Annotated in this window: 23 protein-coding genes; 19 read left to right on the forward strand and 4 right to left on the reverse strand. The window is 44.9% G+C overall.

Annotation, left to right across the window (positions count from 1 at the left end):
• Positions 1-9 precede the first annotated feature (9 nt).
• A complete protein-coding gene (gene ftsY, locus NQ117_RS17015; RefSeq protein WP_258279220.1) occupies positions 10-1,017 on the forward strand; it encodes a signal recognition particle-docking protein FtsY in 1,008 nt (335 codons plus the stop codon).
• Between the two features lie 130 nt (positions 1,018-1,147).
• Here ftsY and NQ117_RS17020 read toward each other — a convergent pair whose 3' ends face one another.
• From NQ117_RS17020 to NQ117_RS17030, 3 genes are all read right to left on the reverse strand, one after another.
• Positions 1,148-2,371: an MFS transporter gene (locus NQ117_RS17020; protein ID WP_258279221.1), complete on the reverse strand. Its 1,224-nt coding sequence runs from the start codon at positions 2,369-2,371 to the stop codon at positions 1,148-1,150.
• 161 nt (positions 2,372-2,532) lie between these two features.
• Positions 2,533-3,111 carry a thymidine kinase gene (locus NQ117_RS17025; RefSeq protein WP_258279222.1) on the reverse strand — a complete coding sequence of 193 codons (579 nt, stop codon included), beginning with the start codon at positions 3,109-3,111 and terminating at the stop codon, positions 2,533-2,535.
• Positions 3,112-3,234: 123 nt separating this feature from the next.
• A complete protein-coding gene (locus NQ117_RS17030) occupies positions 3,235-3,990 on the reverse strand; it encodes a MerR family transcriptional regulator (RefSeq protein WP_258279223.1) in 756 nt (251 codons plus the stop codon).
• 597 nt (positions 3,991-4,587) lie between these two features.
• Here NQ117_RS17030 and NQ117_RS24075 point away from each other — a divergent pair.
• The 18 genes from NQ117_RS24075 (at position 4,588) to NQ117_RS17130 (ending at position 19,717) form a co-directional block, all read left to right on the forward strand.
• The gene (locus NQ117_RS24075; RefSeq protein ID WP_309137888.1) at positions 4,588-6,240 is read left to right on the forward strand and encodes a glycoside hydrolase family 19 protein; all 1,653 of its coding nucleotides are present in this window, start codon (positions 4,588-4,590) and stop codon (positions 6,238-6,240) included.
• A 197-nt stretch (positions 6,241-6,437) separates the two neighbouring features.
• Positions 6,438-8,189: a glycoside hydrolase family 19 protein gene (locus NQ117_RS17050; protein WP_258279224.1), complete on the forward strand. Its 1,752-nt coding sequence runs from the start codon at positions 6,438-6,440 to the stop codon at positions 8,187-8,189.
• Between the two features lie 219 nt (positions 8,190-8,408).
• The gene (locus NQ117_RS17055; RefSeq protein ID WP_258279225.1) at positions 8,409-8,768 is read left to right on the forward strand and encodes a putative DNA-binding protein; all 360 of its coding nucleotides are present in this window, start codon (positions 8,409-8,411) and stop codon (positions 8,766-8,768) included.
• Between the two features lie 19 nt (positions 8,769-8,787).
• On the forward strand, positions 8,788-10,161 hold the full coding sequence (ffh, locus tag NQ117_RS17060; protein ID WP_258279226.1) for a signal recognition particle protein: 1,374 nt from the start codon (positions 8,788-8,790) through the stop codon (positions 10,159-10,161).
• A 39-nt stretch (positions 10,162-10,200) separates the two neighbouring features.
• On the forward strand, positions 10,201-10,473 hold the full coding sequence (gene rpsP / locus NQ117_RS17065; RefSeq protein ID WP_144991032.1) for a 30S ribosomal protein S16: 273 nt from the start codon (positions 10,201-10,203) through the stop codon (positions 10,471-10,473).
• A gap of 23 nt (positions 10,474-10,496) precedes the next feature.
• A complete protein-coding gene (locus tag NQ117_RS17070; protein WP_144991030.1) occupies positions 10,497-10,727 on the forward strand; it encodes a KH domain-containing protein in 231 nt (76 codons plus the stop codon).
• 133 nt (positions 10,728-10,860) lie between these two features.
• Positions 10,861-11,379 (forward strand): ribosome maturation factor RimM, encoded by a 519-nt coding sequence (gene rimM, locus NQ117_RS17075; RefSeq protein WP_258279439.1) that lies wholly within the window; start codon positions 10,861-10,863, stop codon positions 11,377-11,379.
• The gene (gene trmD / locus NQ117_RS17080; protein ID WP_258279227.1) at positions 11,379-12,164 is read left to right on the forward strand and encodes a tRNA (guanosine(37)-N1)-methyltransferase TrmD; all 786 of its coding nucleotides are present in this window, start codon (positions 11,379-11,381) and stop codon (positions 12,162-12,164) included. The genes rimM and trmD overlap by 1 nt, the downstream gene beginning before the upstream one ends.
• 419 nt (positions 12,165-12,583) lie before the next feature.
• Positions 12,584-13,003: a GNAT family N-acetyltransferase gene (locus tag NQ117_RS17085; protein ID WP_258279228.1), complete on the forward strand. Its 420-nt coding sequence runs from the start codon at positions 12,584-12,586 to the stop codon at positions 13,001-13,003.
• A gap of 21 nt (positions 13,004-13,024) precedes the next feature.
• Positions 13,025-13,225, forward strand: coding sequence for a Ni2+-binding GTPase (locus NQ117_RS17090; RefSeq protein WP_258279229.1), 201 nt, complete (start codon positions 13,025-13,027; stop codon positions 13,223-13,225).
• A gap of 312 nt (positions 13,226-13,537) precedes the next feature.
• Positions 13,538-13,879, forward strand: a complete 342-nt coding sequence (gene rplS / locus NQ117_RS17095) for a 50S ribosomal protein L19 (protein ID WP_192023494.1) — start codon at positions 13,538-13,540, stop codon at positions 13,877-13,879.
• Positions 13,880-14,000: 121 nt separating this feature from the next.
• Positions 14,001-14,618 (forward strand): signal peptidase I, encoded by a 618-nt coding sequence (gene lepB, locus NQ117_RS17100; RefSeq protein WP_258279230.1) that lies wholly within the window; start codon positions 14,001-14,003, stop codon positions 14,616-14,618.
• A gap of 34 nt (positions 14,619-14,652) precedes the next feature.
• The gene (ylqF, locus tag NQ117_RS17105) at positions 14,653-15,513 is read left to right on the forward strand and encodes a ribosome biogenesis GTPase YlqF (protein WP_258279231.1); all 861 of its coding nucleotides are present in this window, start codon (positions 14,653-14,655) and stop codon (positions 15,511-15,513) included.
• Between the two features lie 243 nt (positions 15,514-15,756).
• Complete coding sequence (locus tag NQ117_RS17110; RefSeq protein WP_258279232.1) at positions 15,757-16,149, forward strand: hypothetical protein; 393 nt, start codon at positions 15,757-15,759, stop codon at positions 16,147-16,149.
• A gap of 138 nt (positions 16,150-16,287) precedes the next feature.
• A complete protein-coding gene (locus NQ117_RS17115) occupies positions 16,288-16,950 on the forward strand; it encodes a ribonuclease HII (RefSeq protein ID WP_258279233.1) in 663 nt (220 codons plus the stop codon).
• Positions 16,951-17,041: 91 nt separating this feature from the next.
• A complete protein-coding gene (locus tag NQ117_RS17120; protein ID WP_258279234.1) occupies positions 17,042-19,012 on the forward strand; it encodes a flagellar hook-length control protein FliK in 1,971 nt (656 codons plus the stop codon).
• Positions 19,009-19,323: an EscU/YscU/HrcU family type III secretion system export apparatus switch protein gene (locus NQ117_RS17125; protein ID WP_258279235.1), complete on the forward strand. Its 315-nt coding sequence runs from the start codon at positions 19,009-19,011 to the stop codon at positions 19,321-19,323. The genes NQ117_RS17120 and NQ117_RS17125 overlap by 4 nt, the downstream gene beginning before the upstream one ends.
• Positions 19,316-19,717, forward strand: a complete 402-nt coding sequence (locus NQ117_RS17130; RefSeq protein WP_258279236.1) for a YraN family protein — start codon at positions 19,316-19,318, stop codon at positions 19,715-19,717. The genes NQ117_RS17125 and NQ117_RS17130 overlap by 8 nt, the downstream gene beginning before the upstream one ends.
• Positions 19,718-20,109: 392 nt before the next feature.
• Here the strand turns inward: NQ117_RS17130 and NQ117_RS17135 are convergent, their stop codons facing one another.
• Positions 20,110-21,657, reverse strand: coding sequence for a YifB family Mg chelatase-like AAA ATPase (locus NQ117_RS17135; protein WP_258279237.1), 1,548 nt, complete (start codon positions 21,655-21,657; stop codon positions 20,110-20,112).
• Between the last annotated feature and the right edge of the window lie 372 nt (positions 21,658-22,029).

A 22,029-nucleotide genomic window follows, 5' to 3' on the forward strand; every position in this document is an offset into this window, starting at 1 on the left:
AGGAGAACGATGAGTTTTTTTAAGAAGCTAAAGGAAAGCATCGCGAAAAAGACAGAAGCAGTAACATCGGTCTTTAAAGAAGGTTTGGAAAAAACGCGTAAAGGATTGGTTGAAAAAGTAACCGATCTTATTACACGCCGCAAAAAAATTGACGAAGAATTTTACGAAGAGCTAGAAGAGATTCTTATTGGTGCTGACGTTGGTGTCAACACGGTTATGAAACTTATCGAAGATTTACGTGATGAAGTGCGCAAGCGCAAAATTGAAGAGGCGGCTGAGCTTCAGCCTGTATTGTCAGAAAAGTTGATCGAATTGCTGCGCGGTGACCAAAATAACGAGCTTCGCATGGATCCGAACGGATTGACGGTTATTTTGTTTGTTGGTGTTAACGGCGTTGGTAAGACGACGACGATCGGTAAACTGGCACATCGTTTCAAGCAAGAGGGCAAAAGCGTACTTATGGCAGCGGGGGATACATTCCGTGCTGGTGCGATCGAGCAGTTGGAAGTTTGGGGGCAACGTGTCGGAGTTGAAGTGATCAAGCAGCAAGCTGGTTCTGATCCGGCGGCTGTTATGTTCGATGCGGTACAAGCTGCTAAGCAGCGTGGTGTCGATGTTCTTTTGTGCGATACCGCAGGTCGCTTGCAGAACAAGTCGAACTTGATGGAAGAGTTGAACAAAATATTCCGTGTTATCCAACGTGAAGTTCCTGATGCTCCGCATGAAGTGTTAATGGTATTGGATGCGACTACAGGCCAAAATGCACTTTCACAAGCAAAATTGTTTGGTGAGAAGAGCGGTGTGACAGGACTAGTATTGACGAAACTGGATGGAACAGCAAAAGGTGGTATCGTTGTTGCGATTCGCCAAGAGTTGAACTTGCCAGTTAAGTTCGTTGGCCTTGGTGAAAAAATGGATGATCTGCAGCAGTTTGATTCGGAGCAGTTTGTTCACGCCTTGTTTGCTGGTATCATTCAAGATCAAGAGAAAAAAGAAGAGCAAACAGAGCAAGTATAGAAATAGATAGCCGAACAGGGATGAATCAATAAAAAGAAGCTAAACACTCCAATGGGGCAGTGCCCATATTAACTACGGAGTCTTAGCTTCTTTTTTATATGTTAGACAAGGTTATATTGAATATTACTCACTATGCTTCATGGTGTTTAGATACTATGTGATGTTTTCTAAAGGAAAATAAGAAGAATCCGAAAAGGGATGAAATAGAATACATAATGCCAGCGATGATATAGACCATTTGCGCTCCCCACAAATCTGCAATCAATCCTGTGAATGCGATCGATAGACCAAAGAGGAGAGTTCCCAGTGCACTTTTAGCTGCATATAAGTTCGGCTGTTGATCAATAGCAACGTTCAGTTGGATGTAAGTAAGTTGAGAAACATCCCGCATTTGTGTAGCTGGACCCATAACGAATACGATGATAAGCGCTACCCAAGCAGATGTTGTCCAAGCATAGGCAAATAACATGAGACAAAACATCACTGATCCTATAATCATAGATGGCAGTAGATGATTTTGCAGTTGTTTGGCTCGTTTCATAATAAGATAGGCTCCAAAAATGGAACCTGCATAATAAGCGGCATTTATATAGCCCCACCATGCTTCTGTTTCGTTCAACACTTGTTGAACGAAAAGTAGTGTGACGCCTCCTATCCAAATTCCGTTTGCTAGCCCCTCAATAATATCCATCGTAGTAACGATGCGTATACGCGGATCACGGAACAAAATGCCCCAACCTGACCACATCGATTGTTTCTTAGCAATTGTGTCATGAATGGTTGCAGGAAGCGGGATAACTGCCAATAGTAATGCCGCTAATGATAGAATAACGGCGCTTAACAACAACACGTTGAAGGAGCATAGTTGTTGAATCAATATTCCACCAACCGTCCATCCGAACATGGAAACGAATTGTGTGCCCATATTGACGATGCTATTTGATTTAGCTCGTTGTTCTTCGTTCACAAGTCTTGGATATAAAGCTGTTGTGGCTGCGTTAGCACAGCCTCGTGAATATCCAGAGATTACATTGCTTATGTATGCAAAAAACAAAATTAAAGGTACCGAGCCGATATCTGCAAATTGCAGCAAGGCGACAAAGGCGAGTGAAACGATAATGTTTATAAATTGGAATCGACGCAATACCTTTTCTACGGACCATCGCTTATACCATAGTGGCAGCGTAAGCCCACTACATAGGGCAGATATTGAGCGAACAAGTGAAATTCCCCCAGCCAAAGCAGCTGAACCTGATATTTGATAGACCGCAGCAATCCAAGTCATCAGCCAAAGTGCAGAAGCGAGTTCGGCAGCAGAGTGGTTAAACCACAAAGCTTTGAATGACTTTCCCATCCTATCTCCCCCAGTAAGCAATTACTTTTGAAACGAAAATGTTTAATAAATATATCATGGGAAAAGATTCCTGTCGATGAGGAAAATCCTATCTGTGTTCCTCGGAACTGGGTGATAAAAAAGCACTTTATATCCGAAATGGATAAAAGTGCTCTTCCTTGTTATTCGCTTATTGGTGGTTGTTTATGACAGCGTCGGCATACAGGATAATAGCTATCATTGCCGCCAATATGAATTTGTTCACCTGTATAAATAGGACGGCCAGCCTCGTCTACTCGTAGATTCATAATGGCTTTACGTTCGCAGAACCAGCAGATGGTCTTCATTTCTTCAATTTTGTCTGCGTAGAGGATCATATAACGGCTGCCCTCGAACAGCTCATTTTGAAAGTCGTTTTTCAGTCCGAAGCCCATTACTGGAATGTGAAGCTCATCTACAATCTGGGTAAGCTGCATCACATGCTCATGTCCAAGAAACTGTACTTCATCAACTAAAATGCACGAAAGTGAATCGGCATGAGAGCGAACATGTTCAAATATATTCGTGTTTGGATGGATAGGGATCGCTTTACGTCTTAAACCAATGCGAGATGATACATATCCAACTTCATCTCGGTTGTCGACTGCTGAGGTGAAAATGAGGACGGATTTGTTCTGCTCCTCATAATTGTGTGCTACTTTTAGGATTTCGATGGACTTTCCACTGTTCATGGCACCGTAGCGAAAAAATAATTGAGCCAAACTAGCCACTCCCGTTCTTTCTAAATATCGAATCACATCATAACATATCTAGAGTCGGTCGTATAGGAAAGGAAAAAGACACCTGTCTTTACAAGTGTCTACCATTAAAAAGAAGCTATGCAACTATCGGCTGTTCTTATGGTGCTGTGTTGTAAAAATAAGCATTGCTTGACGTAGAAAAGGGGCTAGCTGGGGATGAATAAGGTCGTAATAGGAGCGAAACTGCTCTTCGTTCACGTACAGATCGGCAAGCATTGCATATCCCTCTGGTGTAGTAAGGTACATGTGACTTACCCATGCATAATGATGTCCAATTAATCGCTGTACTTCCTCATCATCGGGCTGAATGCCATCTTCAAGTAATTGTGCGATTAGACAGGCGAGTCTTTCATCGTGTGGGCTATTGTCATGGATCATCGTTGAACTGGTTGAAGAATGCAAGGTGAGTTGTCCTGCTTTGTCATACCGTTCTTTTAATTCCTTCACATAGCGATTCTGCTTCCCGTTGTCGAAGCCAGCGAAGCGCTGTTGCTCAGTCAGATCACATTCTCCACGCAAATTGGCAATGGTACGATCCAGCGTCTTGATTAGTGTATGAAGTCTATTTACTTTGCTCATCAGCAATTGGCGATGGTGCTGCAATGCTTCTGCTTGATTAAAAGTATCTCGCTGTATCATTTCATGAATATCAGCTAGTGGTAGATCAAGTTCACGAAAGAACAGTATATGCTGAAGCTTAATAAGCTGCTCTTGTTCGTAGTAGCGGTATCCGTTGTCTCCATAGTATGCAGGCTTGAGGAGGTCGATTTGATCGTAATACCTGAGTGTGCGAACACTCACGCCTGAAATTTCTGCTACGGCTTGAACTGTATAGGGCACAGTGGCACCGATGTCAAAAGGATCGTAAGAGGTGCTCGTTTTCTTTTTCTATATAGCCATGTAGAACCTATTACTAGTAGTAGATTCTATCATTCCATGATATAGTCCGTTATGCCTATTTAGTGATATCTGAGCTATATATAAATGTAAGTTAAGAAACGAGTGGCTGGAATGAAGTTCGCACCTCTACAATGTTGCATGCTTTGACAAAGCGGCTTCCCTCCTTATTCATGTCGTATTTCTGAGATAATCTGCGCTGCAATCTACGCAATAGGTTCTCAGCGTGCTTTAGTGCTCTGGCAACCTTTCTAGCTGCAGTGGCTTGGTGGTTTCTTAGGCTGCTTCCTCCATTTATTGCATTTGTCGCTCCTCCTTCTACTACCACTGTAAGGGATGACGTGGCGTCACAGTCAAGCATTATTTCTTAGAATTTACAATTGCCGTGGTTGTACTATAAACTTCGAAAAATATCCAGAATCAAGCAAAAAACGACACTTTTATCACTTATTTATAGGTCTTTATACCTATAGTTACTGTCTAGTAGCTCTACTATAATAGAGTAGTGTTACCATAATTCCATAAAAAGGAGGATTTATCATGAAACAGAAGTATCCGTTCTCACGTTCCTTCCTGCTTCGCACACTGACTGCTGCAATAAGCGTATCTATGCTTGCATCGAGCACTGCCGCGTTTGCTGCAAGTTCGCCTCTAGCACAAGCTACATCCGCTCAAGTAGCTAATGCGCCAGCACCATGGTCAGCGACTCAAGCTTATGCGGCTGGTTCGCGAGTTACCTACAATGGCCAAGTATTTGAAGCCAAGTGGTGGTCGCAAGGCGAGACACCAAATGCTTCGAATCAATGGGGCGCATGGAAAGTCGTTAGCGGAGGCGGCCAAAATGACACGATTGCTCCTACTGCACCAACGAATGTCGCTTCACCTTCTCAATCTGCCACTTCTATTACTCTCAATTGGAATGCTTCCACTGATAATGTAGGCGTAACAGCGTATGATATCTACCGCAACAATGTTAAGGTCGGAACAGCGACTACAACCACTTTTACAGACAATGGTTTGCAAGCGTTAACATCTTACTCCTATAAGGTTAGAGCCCTTGATGCAGCAGGCAATTTCGCTGATTCTGCTACCGTACCGGTAAGCACGACAAATGTTGTTGTTATTCCTGATGATCTTGTAGTAGGTCAGAGTCGCGTATTAACAGATGCACAGGTTCAAAGCTTATGGGGCGGCATTGATCCTCAGTATGGACCTGATTTGGCTGTACAGGCAGTACAATCGATATTACCAAAAGCAGAATTTGAATTATTATTCCCAATGCGTATTGGTACAGCAGAATGGCATAACTTTGCTAAAACGAAAGATTACTATAAACCTAACCAAGCAGATTATTACTCCTACGACAACCTCATCGCTGCTGTACGTGACGTAGCCAATATCAAATACAAGATTGTCTACCGTGAAGGCAGCACTTGGACGAATCAAGTATTCCGCTTAGATAAAGCCGCTAAAAAAGAAACCCTAATCTATGAAGAGAAAGACTTTAACTCAGAATGGAACCGTAATAAGGCGAAAATCCCGTATGTGACTGACTTCGGTACGTTCCTGAAGGAAGGAACAGAAAATAACAAGAAGCGCGAGCTAGCAGCATTTTTGGCAAATATCTCGCATGAAACAGGAGGAGGATGGGCGACAGCACCAGGCGGAGAACTTCGCTGGGCACTGTTCTGGAATGAAGAAATGGCTTATATCAATCAACCAGGGAGGGTCGGTTACGTAGCTGCAAATACAGATTACCCAGCAGTAGCAGGGAAGTCTTATCATGGACGTGGTCCAATGCAATTGAGCTGGAACTATAACTATGGTCTTATCGGTTCTATTATTTTTGGTGACAAAAATGTACTTCTTCAAAATCCTGAGAGGATTACAGATGAAGGAAAACTTGGCTTCATGACAGCTATTTTGTTCTGGATGACGCCACAAAGCCCTAAACCATCTAATCATGACATTATTGTAGGAAACTATGTACCGACGGCTGCACAATTGGCTAAAGGATTAGTACCTGGCTTCGGTGCTACGATTATGGTTATTAACGGTGGATTGGAAGGCAATAAAGACGAGACCGATTATCGTGTTAAACGTCGTGTTGCTCATTACCGTGACATTACAACTAGAGTCGGTGCAAACATTCAAGGTGAGAAGCTAGATACCCTTGGTATGCAGCCCTTCTAATAAACGGAGTCCATCTATGGTTTTTGTAATAGAGGTATAGAAAATAACTCAGAAAATGAGTATGGATAGGAATGGAGATAGAAATGTTGTTTTGAAGTGATAGTCAGCATTAAGATTCGCATAATCATATACAGTCGTATTTGTTCACAATACTGCAAGGTTGTAATTAGCATGCACGTTTTGGGGGAGGTTTATTAATGAATTTGAAGTATCCATTCTCGCGTTCATTTTTACTGCGCACGTTGAGTGCTGTTGTAGGGGTCACGTTGCTAGCTTCTAGTGGACATGCGTTTGCTGCTAGTGGCAAGCACGTTCATGAATCCGTTAGAACTGCGGCTTCTTGGCAAGCACAGAAGGCGTACAATGCTGGTGATATTGTGGTATACAAGGGGAAGGTATACCAGGCTAAGCGTACAACTTCTGGAGAACAACCATCTGGTTCATCGAAAGAGTCGCCATGGAAGTTGATTGATAAAGATGACGATGATGATGACGACGATGATGATGATGATGACGACGATGACCATGATGACGACGACGATGACCATGATGACGACGACGCTGATGATGATGACGATGATAACAACGGCCCTGACCATTCGGCGCCTACAGCGCCAGGGAAACTCGCATCTCCTGTACAAACTACTAGTCTGGTGAAGCTTACATGGAAAGCATCCAAAGACAATGTGGGTGTTAAGAAATATGAGATTTATCGTGATAACGTAAAAGTAGGCGAGACGAATCGACTTGCGTTCACGGATACAGGCTTACAGGCGTCAACATCGTACACCTACTATGTGAAGGCCTATGATAAAGCAGGGAATTCTTCACAATCAGATACGATTACCGTGAAGACGAAGGCTGTTATTATTGTGCCAGGTGACGGATTGGAAGTTGGACAAAGTCGAGTGCTTACGGACAAACAAGTCGTCCAATTGTGGGGAGGTATTGATGCAAGATACGCTCCTGACAAAGCAATCGAAGCGGTTCAATCCGCACTGCCGAGAGCTGATTTTGAAGCGCTATTCCCATTGCGCTTCGGATCGACAGAATGGCATCAGCGTGCGAAGAGTCAACCATTCTATAGTCCAGATTTGAAAGAGTACTACTCATATGACAATCTTATTGCTGCGGTTAGAGATATTGCGAATATTAAATATAAGGTTGTATCACGTGTAGGAGTTCCAAGCGCGTATCAAATTGTCAGACTCGATAAAGCAGCTAAGACAGAAATGTTAATTTATCAAAGCCCTGACTTTAACGCATCTGTGAACGTTGCCAAACCTAAATCCGTGGAAGTATCAGACTTCGGAACGTTCTTAAAAGAAGGTACGGAGAATGATCGTAAGCGTGAGCTAGCCGCTTTCTTGGCCAACATTGCTCATGAAACAGGAGGCGGATGGTCGACAGCACCAGGTGGTGAGCTTCGCTGGGCATTATTCTTTAATGAAGAAGTCGCATACGCAAATGATCGGACGAAGATAGGTTATATTGATGCTGAGAATAAGGATTATCCTGCTGTTCCAGGCAAGTCCTATCATGGTCGCGGTCCGATTCAGTTAAGCTGGAATTACAACTACGGCTTAATTAGTTCCATTATTTATGGAGACAAAAATGTTCTGCTTCAAAATCCTGATGCCATTACGCAAGATGGCAAGATGGGATTCTTGACAGGCATTCTGTTCTGGATGACGCCGCAGGCACCTAAACCATCAAGCCATGACATTATCGTAGGCAACTGGACACCGACAGCGGAGCAGCTTGCTAAAGGACTTGTGCCAGGTTTCGGTGCTACCATTATGGTCATTAACGGCATGCAAGAAGGCAATAAAGGAGAAGACGACAATCGAATTAGACGTCGTGCTGCTCATTATCGTGACATAACAGGCAGAATTAATGCAAACATTCAAGGTGAGAAGCTTGATACGCTAGGTATGCAACCTTTCTAACCAAACTAGTAAAATAATTAGTTATGATTTAGTTTTAATCTATTTTAACATGTAATTTTTCTTCTTCTAATACCTTCGGTTGGGCCCTTCGCTGAGAGATCGGCGAAGGGTTTTCTGTGTTGTTAAGGTTAATTGCTTGACAATTGAATTGGTTTCAGATAAGATAAAAAACGTCGATGGGCTGTAAAGTGTTTTTCCTTGACGAAAGGAGTGGCCCGTATGAACGAAGAACAGATGTTAGCGAAGACGAATCGAATTAACATGCTGTTTGATTTCTACGAACCGTTACTAACAGAGAAACAGCAAACGTTTTTGAAATGTTATTTTCACGATGATTTCTCCTTAGGTGAGATTGCAGCGGAATTTGGGATTAGCCGTCAAGCGGTATATGAACATATAAAGCGTGCCGAACAAACCCTTGATACTTATGAAAGCAAGCTTAAGCTTCTTGCTAAGTTCGAGAAACGTTCGAAACTGCTATCCTCTCTGCAAGATACCTTGATAGAACATATGCAAATACCCGACCCGCAGCGTGCGGAACTGCAGGAGATTGTCCGTGAACTGCAGGCGTTGGATTAAGGGAACGGGGTGACTAACCATGGCATTTGAAGGATTAACGAATCGCTTGCAATCAGTATTTAGCAAGTTGAAGGGTAAAGGAAAAGTTACAGAAGATGATGTAAATGAAGCAATGCGCGAGGTGCGTCTAGCACTTCTCGAAGCTGATGTCAACTTCAAAGTAGTAAAAGAATTTATCGCAAAAGTTAAAGAAAAAGCTATCGGCCAAGATGTCATGAAGAGCTTTACGCCAGGTATGGTCATCATCGATATTGTCAATAAGGAATTGACAGATTTGATGGGTGGCTCTGCTGCTAAGTTGGCGAAAGCTAATAAACCGCCTACTGTTATTATGATGGCTGGTTTGCAAGGTGCTGGTAAGACAACGACATCTGCAAAGTTAGCCAAGCTTCTTCAGAAGCAGAATCATAAACCATTGCTTGTAGCGGCGGATATTTACCGTCCTGCTGCGATTAAGCAGCTTCAAGTTTTAGGTGAACAGATTAAGGTTCCGGTATTTACGCTTGGTGATCAAGCGAATCCAGTTGATATCGCGCGTCAAGCGATGGAACATGCACGTGAACAACATTTGGATTATGTCATAATTGATACGGCAGGTCGTTTACACATTGACGAAGCGTTGATGGACGAGCTGAAGCAAATTCATGAGACAGTTAAGCCAGATGAAGTGTTGCTAGTCGTTGATGCAATGACAGGTCAAGATGCTGTTAACGTCGCTGAAAGCTTTAATCAGCAGCTGACATTGACAGGGGTTGTTTTAACGAAGCTTGATGGAGACACACGTGGTGGTGCTGCGTTGTCTGTTAAGGCAGTCACTGGGTGCCCGATTAAGTTCGCAGCGCTAGGTGAGAAGATTGATGCTTTGGAGCCGTTCCATCCAGAACGTATGGCTTCTCGTATTCTTGGTATGGGCGATATGCTCTCCCTAATCGAGAAAGCTCAAGCCAACATCGATGCTGATCAAGCGAAGGAAATGGAGCGCAAGATGCGCAACGCCGAATTTACGTTCGACGATTTCCTCGATCAAATGCAGCAAGTAAAGAAGCTTGGACCATTGGACCAAGTTCTTGATATGATTCCTGGCATGGGCAAGATGAAGCAGCAGGCGAATATGCAGGTTGATGAACGCCAGATGGATCGTATCGAAGCGATTGTCCGTTCTATGACCAGCAAAGAACGCCAAGATCCAGATCTTATCAATCATAGCCGCCGTAAACGGATTGCTACTGGTAGTGGTACACAGCTTGCTGATGTAAACCGCTTAATCAAGCAATTCGATGAAATGCGCCGTGTTATGAAGCAGTTCTCGGATATGATGGGACCTAAAGGTCCGAAAATGATGAAAAATTTAAAGAGCAAAGTCGGCAAAGGGATGCGTTTCCCGTTCCGCTAAGCTTAAATATAATGAGATTTTATTAAGGAGGTGAATTTCGTGGCAGTACGTATCCGTCTTAAACGTATGGGTGCTCATAAAGCGCCTTTCTACCGTGTAGTTGTATCTGACTCCCGTTCCCCGCGTGACGGTCGTTTCATCGAGGAAATCGGTCATTACAACCCAGTTGCTCAACCAGCTGTAGTAAGCATCGACGAAGAAAAAGCGTTGAAATGGCTTCAAACTGGTGCTCAAGCTTCTGATACAGTTCGCAACTTGCTTAGCAAAGCTGGCGTAATGAAGAAGTTCCATGAGTCTAAACTTCAGAAGTAATTCATTCGTTCGGAGGGTCGGAGATGAAAGAGTTGGTGTCAGTAATTGCACGCGCTTTGGTCGATCATCCGGATGATGTCCGTGTTGAAGTTGTGGAAAAGGAGCATGTGCTCGTTTATGAACTTCATGTTCATCCTGAAGATGTCGGTAAAGTTATCGGCAAGCAGGGCCGCATTGCGAAAGCACTTCGCACGGTCGTTACATCAGCAGCCGTAAAGGTTCCTAAGCGGGTAGCTGTGGACATTATTTCTTAATAAGTCGAAACGGGTTAGGATACGTTCCTAACCCGTTTTCGTATATTTTTATTATGGTTTGTTGGAAACTGTGAGAAGGAGTAACTATCTTCTTACGAAAGTTGTGTGCTTGATTGGCGCAGGAGGTTGAATGATGAACGAGAAGTTGATTACGGTCGGAGAAATTGTTAATACACAAGGTATTCGCGGAGAAATAAAAATTGTTCCGCATACTGACTTTCCAGAAGTCCGCTTTGCTAAAAATAGTCAGCTGTTTATTGTCAATGAAGCGAAGCAGTTGCATCTGCCTGTAACGGTAGAAAAAGCTCGTGAACATAAAAAATCATACATTGTAAAGATGAAAGAATACGACAACATTAATGATGTCGAAAAATATAAAGGTTGCTTACTTAAAGTATCCGAAGATCAGCAAGTGAAGCTAGAAAAAAATGAGTTCTATTATCGTGACATTATTGGCTGCCGTGTTGTCAGTGATGAAGGTGAAGAACTTGGAGTTATCAAGGAAATACTGTCCCCAGGAGCAAATGATGTGTGGGTTGTAAAGCGTCCAAAAGGTTCAGACCTGCTATTGCCGTACATTGAAGATGTTGTGCTCGATATCAATGTGCAGGACAAGCTAGTGAAGGTTCACCTCATGGAGGGACTACTGTAATGCGCATCGATGTACTAACGCTCTTTCCTGAGATGTGCGATGGTGTATTTAGCACAAGTATTTTGGGGAAAGCGCGTGAGAAAGGGCTTGTATCTTTAAATACAGTCAATTTCCGCGAATACTCCACGAACAAGCATCAATCCGTCGATGACTATCCATACGGCGGCGGCGGTGGAATCGTATTGAAACCAGATCCAATATTCGGAGCTGTGGAAGATGTTATTCAAAAGGCCGCTGTTGAACATACTGAAGATGAGGACGGAGTTGAGAAACCTACTTTACGCCGTCCGCGTGTTATTCTTATGTGTCCACAAGGAGAGACGTTTACACAATCCAAGGCTGAGGAATTGTCGCAAGAGGATCACCTTATCTTTATTTGTGGACATTATGAAGGGTATGATGAGCGTATACGCGAGCATCTTGTTACGGACGAGCTATCCATTGGTGACTATGTGTTAACAGGTGGAGAGCTGCCTGCGATGGTCGTGGTGGATTCTGTAGTGAGATTGCTACCCGGCGTTCTGGGCAATGAATCTTCTGCGATAACGGATTCATTTAGCACAGGTTTGTTGGAGTATCCTCACTATACACGCCCGGCAGAGTTCCGCGGTTGGAAAGTGCCAGATGTACTGTTAAGCGGGCATCATGCGAATGTTGAAGCATGGCGTCGAGAGCAGTCGCTTCGTCGAACGATAGAGCGCAGACCTGATCTGCTGGATAAAGTGGAACTGAGCGATAAAGATCGAGCGATTTTGCAACGGCTAAAATCAAACAATTCGAAATAACGCTAGCGATAGAAAAGCGGCTGTTTCAATGGGTAACGACATCCATGAAACAGCCGCTTGTTGTTCCTTCTATAAGAATAAAATGCGGTGATCATATTAGGTTATCTGAAACGACAAAAGCCCTACCTCTCTTCCGTCCTTGCGGCTCCGATGACCGCGCCAGTGTGAATCAAGTCTACCATCGTCAATTCTTTAGGGTTAGTTGGGAATTAGACAAGATATGAGGAAATAAAATTATTCTTGTTTTGAGGAACTTATGGGTGAGGGTCATACATGCAACTTTCATAGTATAGCACATCTAAACGAATAAGTATAGCTGTTCGTGTTTTGTTCGTATATAATAGTAGGATACATGTTAAATATGCGAGCGACGGACAGTTAATTAAGGTACTTCTTATTCAGGAATGGAGAGATGTGTCATGGAATTACACACAGCCGATTATCGCTGTGCAGAAGTAGTTGCACGATTTTTTGCCAAGCATATTCAGGCTTCACATGAGGGAATAAGCAATCTTGAGTTTTTATGCCCAGATGGTGCAAAAGCTGCATGTCGCAGACAACAAGTTATAATCGCGGCAGAAGAACACAAGTTGGTAGGGGCACTTCGATTTTATCGCAGAAAGACCAGCAACTCTGCTTCGCTGTATCAGTTTGCCCTTAATGAACGTTTTCGAGGCAATGGGGTAATAGCGCAGATGCTGCAAAAAATAGATGTGGAATACATTGAGGCTAACTGTCCTACAAAGTCTACCTTTAACGCCTATTATGAAAAGACAGGGTGGCAGTGTGTACAAGAAAGTCGCGGGATGTACATATGGCAATATCGGCTAATATCTTAAGTGATAGGAGTATAGACAATAATGACTAATTTACATGATTATCGCCAACGTGCAGATGCAATTAAGTTGACTGCAGATGAGCAGGCGTGCCAACTACTTGAAGATCTGCTTCGAGAGTTAGAATCTTTAAACCATGCAAATGAACGGTTGCGGAAATCTCTCTCTGCATCAAGGAAATCAAGTGGGATGTCTAGTAAATTAAGAGACGCACTGTATGAATAGTCTGGTGATCTAAATGAAATGATATACAAATGAGCGTTAGCTATTATCTCGGTATGGATAACGTTATTTAAATATGCTGATACTTATTTTGACGAGTATCCGAGAAGTAGCCATTTTCGCAATTTGTGGGTGTATGATCATCATAAAGACTAGATAATTATTTTGGAATTAATCCTCTTGTGTAAGAGAAAGTGATATGTTATAATGACTTTTGTTGTGTGGAATACGGCGGTCCTCTACAGTTGATGACGAGAACGCAATTATAGCGACTCCGAGATGTAAGAACGCCTGTGTGGAAGGAGGGAGTCCTAGATGAATATCGTACAAGCGATTACTCAAGAACAACTTCGTAAAGATGTACCAAGCTTCCGTCCTGGTGATACTTTGAAAGTACATGTCAAAGTTATCGAGGGAACTCGTGAGCGTATCCAACTTTTCGAAGGTGTAGTAATTAAACGTCGCGGTGGCGGAATCAGTGAAACGTTTACTGTTCGTAAAATTTCCTACGGTGTAGGGGTTGAGCGTACATTCCCGATTCACTCGCCAAAAATCGATAGAATCGAAGTGGCTCGCCGTGGTAAAGTCCGTCGTGCGAAGCTTTATTATCTTCGTAACCTACGCGGTAAAGCAGCGAGAATCAAAGAGATTCGATAATGGAAGACCGGGGGCTTGCAATCTCGCAAGTCCCTTTTGCTATTCTTTAAACAATTTGGTACGCTAATGATATGTAAGTTACATTGGATAAGCATCCTAGGAAGAAAGCGGGGCACGGCCTATGGAGCAAGATCAAGTATCGAATCAAACGTCTGTAGCGGAACAATCGGCGCAGCCACGCCGCAAAAACGAACTAGTGGAATGGATTAAGGCAATTGCTGTCGCTGTCACGCTTGTCGTGTTGGTGCGCTGGTTATTATTCGCACCATTTATTGTTGATGGCCCTTCCATGGAGCCGAATTTCTACACGGGTGAGCGTCTTATTGTAAATAAGATCTTGTATGAGTTCCGCGAGCCGCAGCGTGGGGAAGTAGTTGTATTCCATGTGCCAGATGAGAATCGCGATCTCATTAAGCGTGTAATTGGTGTAGCTGGTGATACGATTGAGTATCGTGGAGACGACTTGTTTGTGAATGGTAAGAAAGTTGAAGAACCATACATACAAGAAGCGATTGCAGAAGCGCAAAAGCAAGGTGGAACATACAACAACAGCGATTTCCCGAATGAAATGAGAACGGAAAATAAAGTTCCTGAAGGTCATATATTTGTTATGGGTGACCATCGCGACAATAGTACAGACAGCCGTGTATTAGGCTTTATTCCATTGAGTGAAGTAATTGGCCGTGCAGATGTCATTTTCTGGCCATTGAATCAAATGAAGTTTATCAATCATTATTAGAAAATTACAGCATAGATAAGGGAGGTGGAACGCGATGTCGATACAATGGTTTCCTGGACATATGACAAGAGCACGTAGGCAGATCCAGGATAAGCTGAAGCTTATCGATGTAGCGATCGAGCTGTTGGACGCACGCTTGCCGCTTTCCAGCCGAAATCCAATGATCCATGAGATTCTTGGTGATAAGCCAAGATTGATCATTATGAACAAGTGCGATTTGGCTGATCCAGAAGCGACTGCGAAATGGTTGGAAGTCTTTCGTAAAGAAGGGCATGCAGCGATTCCAGTGGACGCTTCGTCTGGATATAATATTCAGAACATCCAAGTGGAAGCACGTAAGCTGCTGGAAGCGAAGTTTGAGCGCCTAATAGCTAAAGGATTGAAGCCGCGACCTGTTCGTGCTCTTATCGTAGGTATTCCTAACGTAGGTAAGTCTACATTGATCAATAAGTTAGCAGGCAGACAAGTTGCTGCTACGGGTGATCGCCCGGGTGTAACGAAAGGCCAACAATGGATTCGTGTAGGCTCTGAGATGGAGCTGCTCGATACGCCTGGTATTTTGTGGCCTAAATTCGAGGACCAGTTGGTTGGTTATCGTTTGGCGGCTACCGGGGCGATTAAGGATCAAATATTAAATATAGAAGATATTGCCTTCTATGCGCTGAAATTTATGTCTGCTCATTATTGGGATCGTCTTAAAGAGCGTTTTGAATTGGAAACGCCGCTTCACGATATTGAGGATCCAAATGAGATTGTCTCCATTATGGAGGAAATAGGACGCAAGCGCGGATGTTTGGTTAGCGGTGGACGCATCGATCTTGAGAAAGTTTCAGGGATTATTCTACGTGAGCTTCGGGCAGGCAAGATGGGACAAATAACGTTGGAACATCCTTAATGCCGGTATACAATGAAATATGCTTTTCAGTAAGCTGCTGCGCCATTGGGTGGGCAGCTTTTTGTATGGGCATATACGTAACTTAGGAGAGCTATAAAATATATTGTTGCTGCTGGATCATTTTCATATAGCATTTGTGAACAGCCCTTGTTACTATCGAATTGGGATGGTTTGCATGATTATTTATTTTCTCATATAACAAGTAGAAACAATTATACACATCAATGGTTAGGAGGATGTTGGGTGAAGAAAGTACTCATCTATATGCTCTGGCTGATAGGGGCTATCGTATTTATTTATTTTGGACAGAAAGGCGTACAATTCATGACTCAATGGGCACGAAAAGGTGATTTCGTTGAGTTCGCATTAGTAGCTAAAGTATTATTTTCTGCTGTTGGTGGAGCTTTGCTCGTATGGATTGGAGGAGCGAAACGTAGAAGACCAACAAACTGGAAGCTGTTTTATGTCATTACAATTCCATGCTTGCTTATTGCGTTAGTACCGATCATGTGGATGCATATACCGTTGGATTGGTCATGGTTGACTCCTTTGTATAAGGATGAGTATGTATATTACTTTGGGTTGGCTGCTGGCTATTCTTATTGTAAAGCATTATTCCGTTCGCAGGATCACTAAAGCTCCAGCATGTGGAATGTTCATATGGGTTGAGTAGATATGAGATTGCCTATACAATAAAAGTCTGTAAATGGAACGTATAGATTCCGTGAGTTGATATTTTTGTTCATAAGGTACAAATGGTAGGGGGAAACGATTGTGGGAGCGAAGCGATCGTCTGCATCTGAAGCAGAGGCTATTGATCTGTTGGCTTTGGAGCGTGAAGCTTGGTCAGCAGGATATGAAGCGATAGCAGGTATTGATGAGGTGGGGCGTGGCTGTTTATTTGGTGATGTGGTAGCAGCGGCCGTCATTTTGCCTCGTGATTGGCAGTTGGAGGGGATAAATGATTCCAAGAAACTGTCAGAGAAGAAACGAGAAGCACTGTATGAGGATATTATTGCTAATGCTGTTGCATGGTCGGTGGCTCATATGGATGCAAAAGCAATTGATGAGTTGAATATTAAGCAAGCAACTAGGTTGGCGATGAAAACAGCTGTTGAGCAATTGCAAGTTGCGCCAGACATATTATTCATTGATGCAGAAAAAATACAAGTGGATCTACCGCAAAAATCTCTTATTAAAGGCGACGCAACGAGCCAATCCATCGCAGCAGCATCGATTATTGCAAAGGTTACAAGAGATCGTTTGTGCAGTAAAGAATGGAATGAATTGTACCCTCAGTATGGTATTGCGGTACATAAGGGTTATGGAACAAAAGCGCATTATGTGGCATTGGATGAGTATGGGCCGACTAAGATGCATCGTAGAACGTTCTTGAAGAAATGGGAAGAGGCGAAGACGCAGCTGACGTTATTTTAAACAGGCTGCGTCTTTTGTATGTTCATTTATTATTTAAGAGATATCTGCCGATATATAGGATAGTGATGCTGCAAGTATCGGAGGGTTATGTTTGAATATATCACATTTGGTGCGAGGGATGACCGGGGAGGCGAAGCCCGGAGACTCGCGGGCGTTAGAGCTTCGTTCCGGACAAGTTGTCCGCGGTGTCGTTATGAGTGTATCGGAAAATGGACAAGAAGCAGTTGTACAAATAAATGGCGTGCCCGTCAAAGCGGTGCTTGAAACACCTATGCGTCCAGGTCAGACGACATGGATGCAAGTGCAAGGCCAACAAGAAGATGGGCTTATTATGTTAAAGCAATCGGAAGCTCATTCTTCGCAGCCGCTGCCTACGATAGCAGACGCGCTTAAGCAAGCAGGGCTTCCAGACGAGCCGTGGGCGCGAACGATACTGCGCGATTTGCAGAAGAGTGGAATTCCGTTGACGAGGGAAACAATGGCGCAGTTGTCAAAGGTAATGGCAATGAAGCCTGATGGTGTGGCAATGGAGGAATGGGTGCAGACGGCTGCACTGGCTTTGAAGCGCAATTTGCCGCTGACGGCCGAGACGATGCGAGGTTTGCAGACTGTTCTATTTGGCAGGCCGATGCATGATATGCTGACGCAGTTGACACGCAGTAGTGAAGCTTGGCTTAATTCTTCGGCTTCATCTGGAGCACCTGCGATGACAGGGGCTGTTAAGGATGCGATGGCACTTGTTCGTACGCTGATAGCCATGATGCCCAACCCTACTAATGGTGGGGATTTGACGGGGGATGGCGGCGGTTCGGCACGTGGAGGGCAGTCATCGGCCGCAGGAACAACTGTGCCGTTTGCTACGAACTTAAATAGTAATGCGGGTAGTGGAGCGCCAGTTGGAACACAGTCCGCTGGAATTTCACAACCTTCAAGTGCGGCACAGGCAGGTGCTGCAACAGGTGGTGCTGCCCAAGGTGCGGCGAACGGATCGGCAGGAGGGGCAGCTGCTCAAGCAGGAGCGGGAGCCTCTGCCGCAAATGGTTCCGCTGCGCCAGTTGGCGGCGCGGCGGCGAATGCAGCCCCTGCGATGCCAACTGGCGCAGGGGCTGCTGGAAGCCCCCAACCAGCTGAAGCTGGGCTGGCTGGGCGTCAAGCTGCGGGATCCGCACCTACAGGTGATGGCGCGGATCCCGCAGCGCAGCGCCCGACAAGCGCTCCATCCAATGGAGGCGCGCTTATCGGGCGTATGTTGACGCTGCTCGGCGTATCGCACGAGCAGCAAGTGCAGCGCGCGCTGCTGCACAGCACAGCAGGCGCTGCACAGGCGGCGCCGCAGGCTGATGCGCCGCCTGCGAGCGCGAGCGGCACAGCCGCACAACAGCAGGCTACGCCTGCAAGTGCGGATAGCGCTCGCGCTGGCGTGCCTATGGCACGCCTAGGGGCGGACGCCGCGCAAGCAGGAGCGGCTTCTGCCCCATTGCCAGCGGCAGCCGTAGCGCAGAGCGCCGCTCCGGCTGCCGCCACGGAGTCGCTGAAGAGTACGCTGCTTCAGCTCCTCCAGCACGAGCAGCTGCCGCCAGCAGTACGCGATGCGGCACAGCAGCTCGTGCAAAATATTACGGGACAGCAGTTGCTCTTAACGAGTGATCGATCATTGCCATTCGCACATGTCACCTTACACGTCCCGTTTGTGACGCCAGATGGGCGTCAGACAGCAGCTGTGCATATCCAAGCCCGCCAAGGCCGTAAGGGCGAGCTTGATGCAGACAATTGCCGCCTATGGTTCGATTTGGACCTGAAGGCGCTAGGACATACCGTTGTCGACGTTAACGTGGTCGACAAACTCGTTGCGTTGAACATCCACCATCCGAGCGAGCAGGTGCAAGAAGCGCTGCAAGGCTATCGTGAAGAAATCGACCAAGCGCTAGCAGGTATCGGTTATCAATTGTCGGCATTCCGAGTGCAGGAGCCTCCTGAGAAGCATGTGGATACAGCAGAAGTAGATCGTAAGCTCGATTCGTATTCACCGACTCCATATAAAGGGGTGGATCTGCGCATATGAGTCGCAAGTCATCAACATCAGCTTCGCAGAAGCGAGGCAAGGCGGTTGCGCTTTCCTATGAGCCAGGACAAGCAACAGCTCCTGTTGTTGTAGCCAAAGGGCAAGGATTGTTAGCTGAGCGTATTGTTGCTACGGCTGTCGAAAATGGTGTCCCCATACAAGAGGATGCTTCTCTTGTTGAGGTTCTTTCTAAGCTTGATCTGGATCAGCAGATTCCTGGTGAGCTGTATCAGTTAGTAGCAGAGGTACTCACATTTGTATATCGTTCCGATCAACGTGCAGCGAAAGGGTGGGTGCGAGGGGATGATTGAGCGGAAGCAGTCGTCAACTGGAGGCGTTCAGCGCAACCGTCGTGAGATAGGCAAACAAGCGGAGCAACAAGCAGAGCAGCATTTAACGCGGATCGGTTGGACAATTGTCGAGCGCAATTGGCGCTGTCGTCAGGGAGAGTTGGATTTGATTGCTCGGGACGGTGAGTGGTGGGTGTTCATTGAAGTTCGCAGCCGTACGGAAGGCGGCTCCTTTGGCACAGCTCGTGAAGCGATAGATATGCGCAAACAGCAGCAAGTAAGAGCGATAGTAGAACAGTACATTCATCGGCATCGTCTGTATGAGGCGAAGATTCGCTGTGATGCCATTATCATTACGTATACAAGGCGAGGAGATGCATTGCCGGAACTTGAACATATTGCTCATGCATTTTAACTGTAATTTTCGATTGCAGTAGATGGATGAATCATGTTGGATTAAGGGTAAGGGTATCAGACGCTTTCATACTAACAGTAATACGTAAAATAGAATCGGTTGAGGCATTTGGTGCCTTATACAACTGCAGAAATATGAATACGCCGCTAATAACAGTAGGTATAGGGTGCTGTTATTAGCGGCGTATTTAAATGATTGAGTATGTTTGAATCGCAAAGTATTAACGGATTGGATTCCGTACTTTAACACATTTATCAGATTCGTTTAATCCCATTCCACTGTTACGTCCTCATCTATTTACAAGATTCCAATATTAATTTATTTGCATAACGTGGGTAACGTTTATTGCTTTGGAATGGTCTAATCCTAAGCTTAGCACTTAAGGAAATACATTATGCAGGTCGATCAAGTTTGCGATAGCTGATCGCTTCTGCCAGATGCCCGATCTCGATCTGATCACAATCATCTAGGTCTGCAATGGTGCGTGCGAGCTTAAGAATGCGATCGTGCGCACGAATGCTTAATCCGAGTTCATCATACACTTGCTGAAGCATAGTAGAAGACGCTGTAGAAAGGGCGCAATATTGCTGGAGCCAGGATCCCCTTAATTCGCTGTTGAAGCGTAATGGCAAATGACGATAGCGGTGCAACTGGCGGTCATGAGCTTGCATGACCTGCTCTCGCAATTGAGCGGAGCTGATAACTTTGTTACTGCTTGCGTGCAACGAGATGCGAGGTACTTCTAGCTGCATATCAATCCTATCTAATAATGGGCCAGATAGGCGCGAGCGATAATGATGCAGGCGTGCGGGTGTGCAAGTGCATATGGAGTGCTCAGTAGCTTGAAAATTCCCACAAGGACATGGATTCATACTAGCCGCCAGCATAAAATGCGCAGGGAAACGATATACAGCCCGTGTGCGGCTAATCGTGACATGTCGATCCTCCAAGGGCTGTCGCAGCACTTCTAGCGTTTGACGTGGGAATTCGGGCAGTTCATCTAGAAACAACACGCCTCGATGAGCGAGGCTAATTTCACCGGGTTTAGGGATACTCCCTCCACCAATTAATCCAGCAGGAGAAATCGAATGGTGGGGAGAGCGGAAAGGTCTCGTCTGAATCAATCCTGTTGATGAATGCTCCCATTTGCCAGACACACTATACAGCTTGGAAACTTCTAAGGCCTCATCTTCTGTTAACAACGGAAGTATCGTTGGAAGACGACGTATGAGCATCGTCTTGCCTGTTCCAGGAGGACCACTAAGCAAAATGTTGTGCATGCCAGCAGCGGCGACGGTCATGGCTCGTTTGGCATGTTCTTGACCTCGGACATCGGCATAGTCTTCTTGTCCCTCGACTGGTGTTTCGGATTTATTCATAGGTGGTGCATAAGATGAATTAGGAGAGAACAAAAGGCTGGACAAGCTGCCACCAGTGTCAGCTACCTGACGTAATTGAGCTAATGTAGACAGGCCGTAAACCTCGATTCCGCTTACCAATACTGCTTCGGGTGCGTTATCACTGGGAACAAGTACTTGAGTAAAGCCTTGTCTTCTCGCCTCATCGACTAAGGACAATATACCTGGGATGGGACGCGTCGTTCCGTCTAAGGATAATTCACCTGCGACAAGCATATTACGAAAAGGGGATAAATCGAGTTGGCCGCTAGTGCCAAGTATGCCGATTGCCATGGCCAAGTCGTAAGAGGTTCCTACTTTGCGCAAATCAGCCGGGGCTAAATTAATTGTTATGCGTTCTAAAGGAAACTTCCAGCCGCAATTGCGCACCGAGCTGCGGACTCGATCGATAGATTCCCTCACTGCTGCGTCTGGTAAGCCTACTACTGCAACATGTGGCAATCCTGAGGAAATATCAAACTCCATTTGAATCATGCGGCCTTCGACTCCATATACAGCTGCACTCCATACACTTCCATACATAGAAAAAACACCTCTTCTTTCACATTCCGGATTGTAGTAAAGGAATGCGCAAGAAAGGTGCTTCCTTATCAAAGCGCGAATAATATCAATTTGTGATATATTATATGGAAGAAACGCATTTTTCGTCAACTAGCTGATAGAATTCTACTAGTTTTAGAGAAATTAGGTACTAAAATTGTATGCTAAATGACCTAAAAATAGTGATCTATCTCAATAGGAGATGAATTTGATATCAAACAAATGTGCTTTTTGTAATAATTTTGGTAGGAAAGCGCTTTAAAAACATGATACAATGTCTTCGGATTGGTTGGAATTATCGTCCATTCCTTGACATGCACTTGTATTAAAGTTGCAGCAGACCTTAGTATTAAC

Source organism: Paenibacillus sp. SC116, assembly GCF_024733555.1.
Taxonomy (GTDB): Bacteria; Bacillota; Bacilli; order Paenibacillales; family Paenibacillaceae; genus Paenibacillus_B.

Excerpts from the sequence above, each read along its gene's own strand:
- NQ117_RS17055 (WP_258279225.1), top strand. The coding sequence starts at position 8,409 with ATGAACGAAGAACAGATGTTAGCGAAGACGAATCGAATTAACATGCTG.
- NQ117_RS17020 (WP_258279221.1), bottom strand. The coding sequence starts at position 2,371 with ATGGGAAAGTCATTCAAAGCTTTGTGGTTTAACCACTCTGCTGCCGAA.
- NQ117_RS17050 (WP_258279224.1), top strand. The coding sequence starts at position 6,438 with ATGAATTTGAAGTATCCATTCTCGCGTTCATTTTTACTGCGCACGTTG.
- ftsY (WP_258279220.1), top strand. The coding sequence starts at position 10 with ATGAGTTTTTTTAAGAAGCTAAAGGAAAGCATCGCGAAAAAGACAGAA.
- ffh (WP_258279226.1), top strand. The coding sequence starts at position 8,788 with ATGGCATTTGAAGGATTAACGAATCGCTTGCAATCAGTATTTAGCAAG.
- NQ117_RS17070 (WP_144991030.1), top strand. The coding sequence starts at position 10,497 with ATGAAAGAGTTGGTGTCAGTAATTGCACGCGCTTTGGTCGATCATCCG.
- NQ117_RS17090 (WP_258279229.1), top strand. The coding sequence starts at position 13,025 with ATGACTAATTTACATGATTATCGCCAACGTGCAGATGCAATTAAGTTG.
- rplS (WP_192023494.1), top strand. The coding sequence starts at position 13,538 with ATGAATATCGTACAAGCGATTACTCAAGAACAACTTCGTAAAGATGTA.
- NQ117_RS17130 (WP_258279236.1), top strand. The coding sequence starts at position 19,316 with ATGATTGAGCGGAAGCAGTCGTCAACTGGAGGCGTTCAGCGCAACCGT.
- rimM (WP_258279439.1), top strand. The coding sequence starts at position 10,861 with ATGAACGAGAAGTTGATTACGGTCGGAGAAATTGTTAATACACAAGGT.
- lepB (WP_258279230.1), top strand. The coding sequence starts at position 14,001 with ATGGAGCAAGATCAAGTATCGAATCAAACGTCTGTAGCGGAACAATCG.
- trmD (WP_258279227.1), top strand. The coding sequence starts at position 11,379 with ATGCGCATCGATGTACTAACGCTCTTTCCTGAGATGTGCGATGGTGTA.
- ylqF (WP_258279231.1), top strand. The coding sequence starts at position 14,653 with ATGTCGATACAATGGTTTCCTGGACATATGACAAGAGCACGTAGGCAG.
- NQ117_RS24075 (WP_309137888.1), top strand. The coding sequence starts at position 4,588 with ATGAAACAGAAGTATCCGTTCTCACGTTCCTTCCTGCTTCGCACACTG.
- NQ117_RS17085 (WP_258279228.1), top strand. The coding sequence starts at position 12,584 with ATGGAATTACACACAGCCGATTATCGCTGTGCAGAAGTAGTTGCACGA.
- NQ117_RS17135 (WP_258279237.1), bottom strand. The coding sequence starts at position 21,657 with ATGTATGGAAGTGTATGGAGTGCAGCTGTATATGGAGTCGAAGGCCGC.
- NQ117_RS17125 (WP_258279235.1), top strand. The coding sequence starts at position 19,009 with ATGAGTCGCAAGTCATCAACATCAGCTTCGCAGAAGCGAGGCAAGGCG.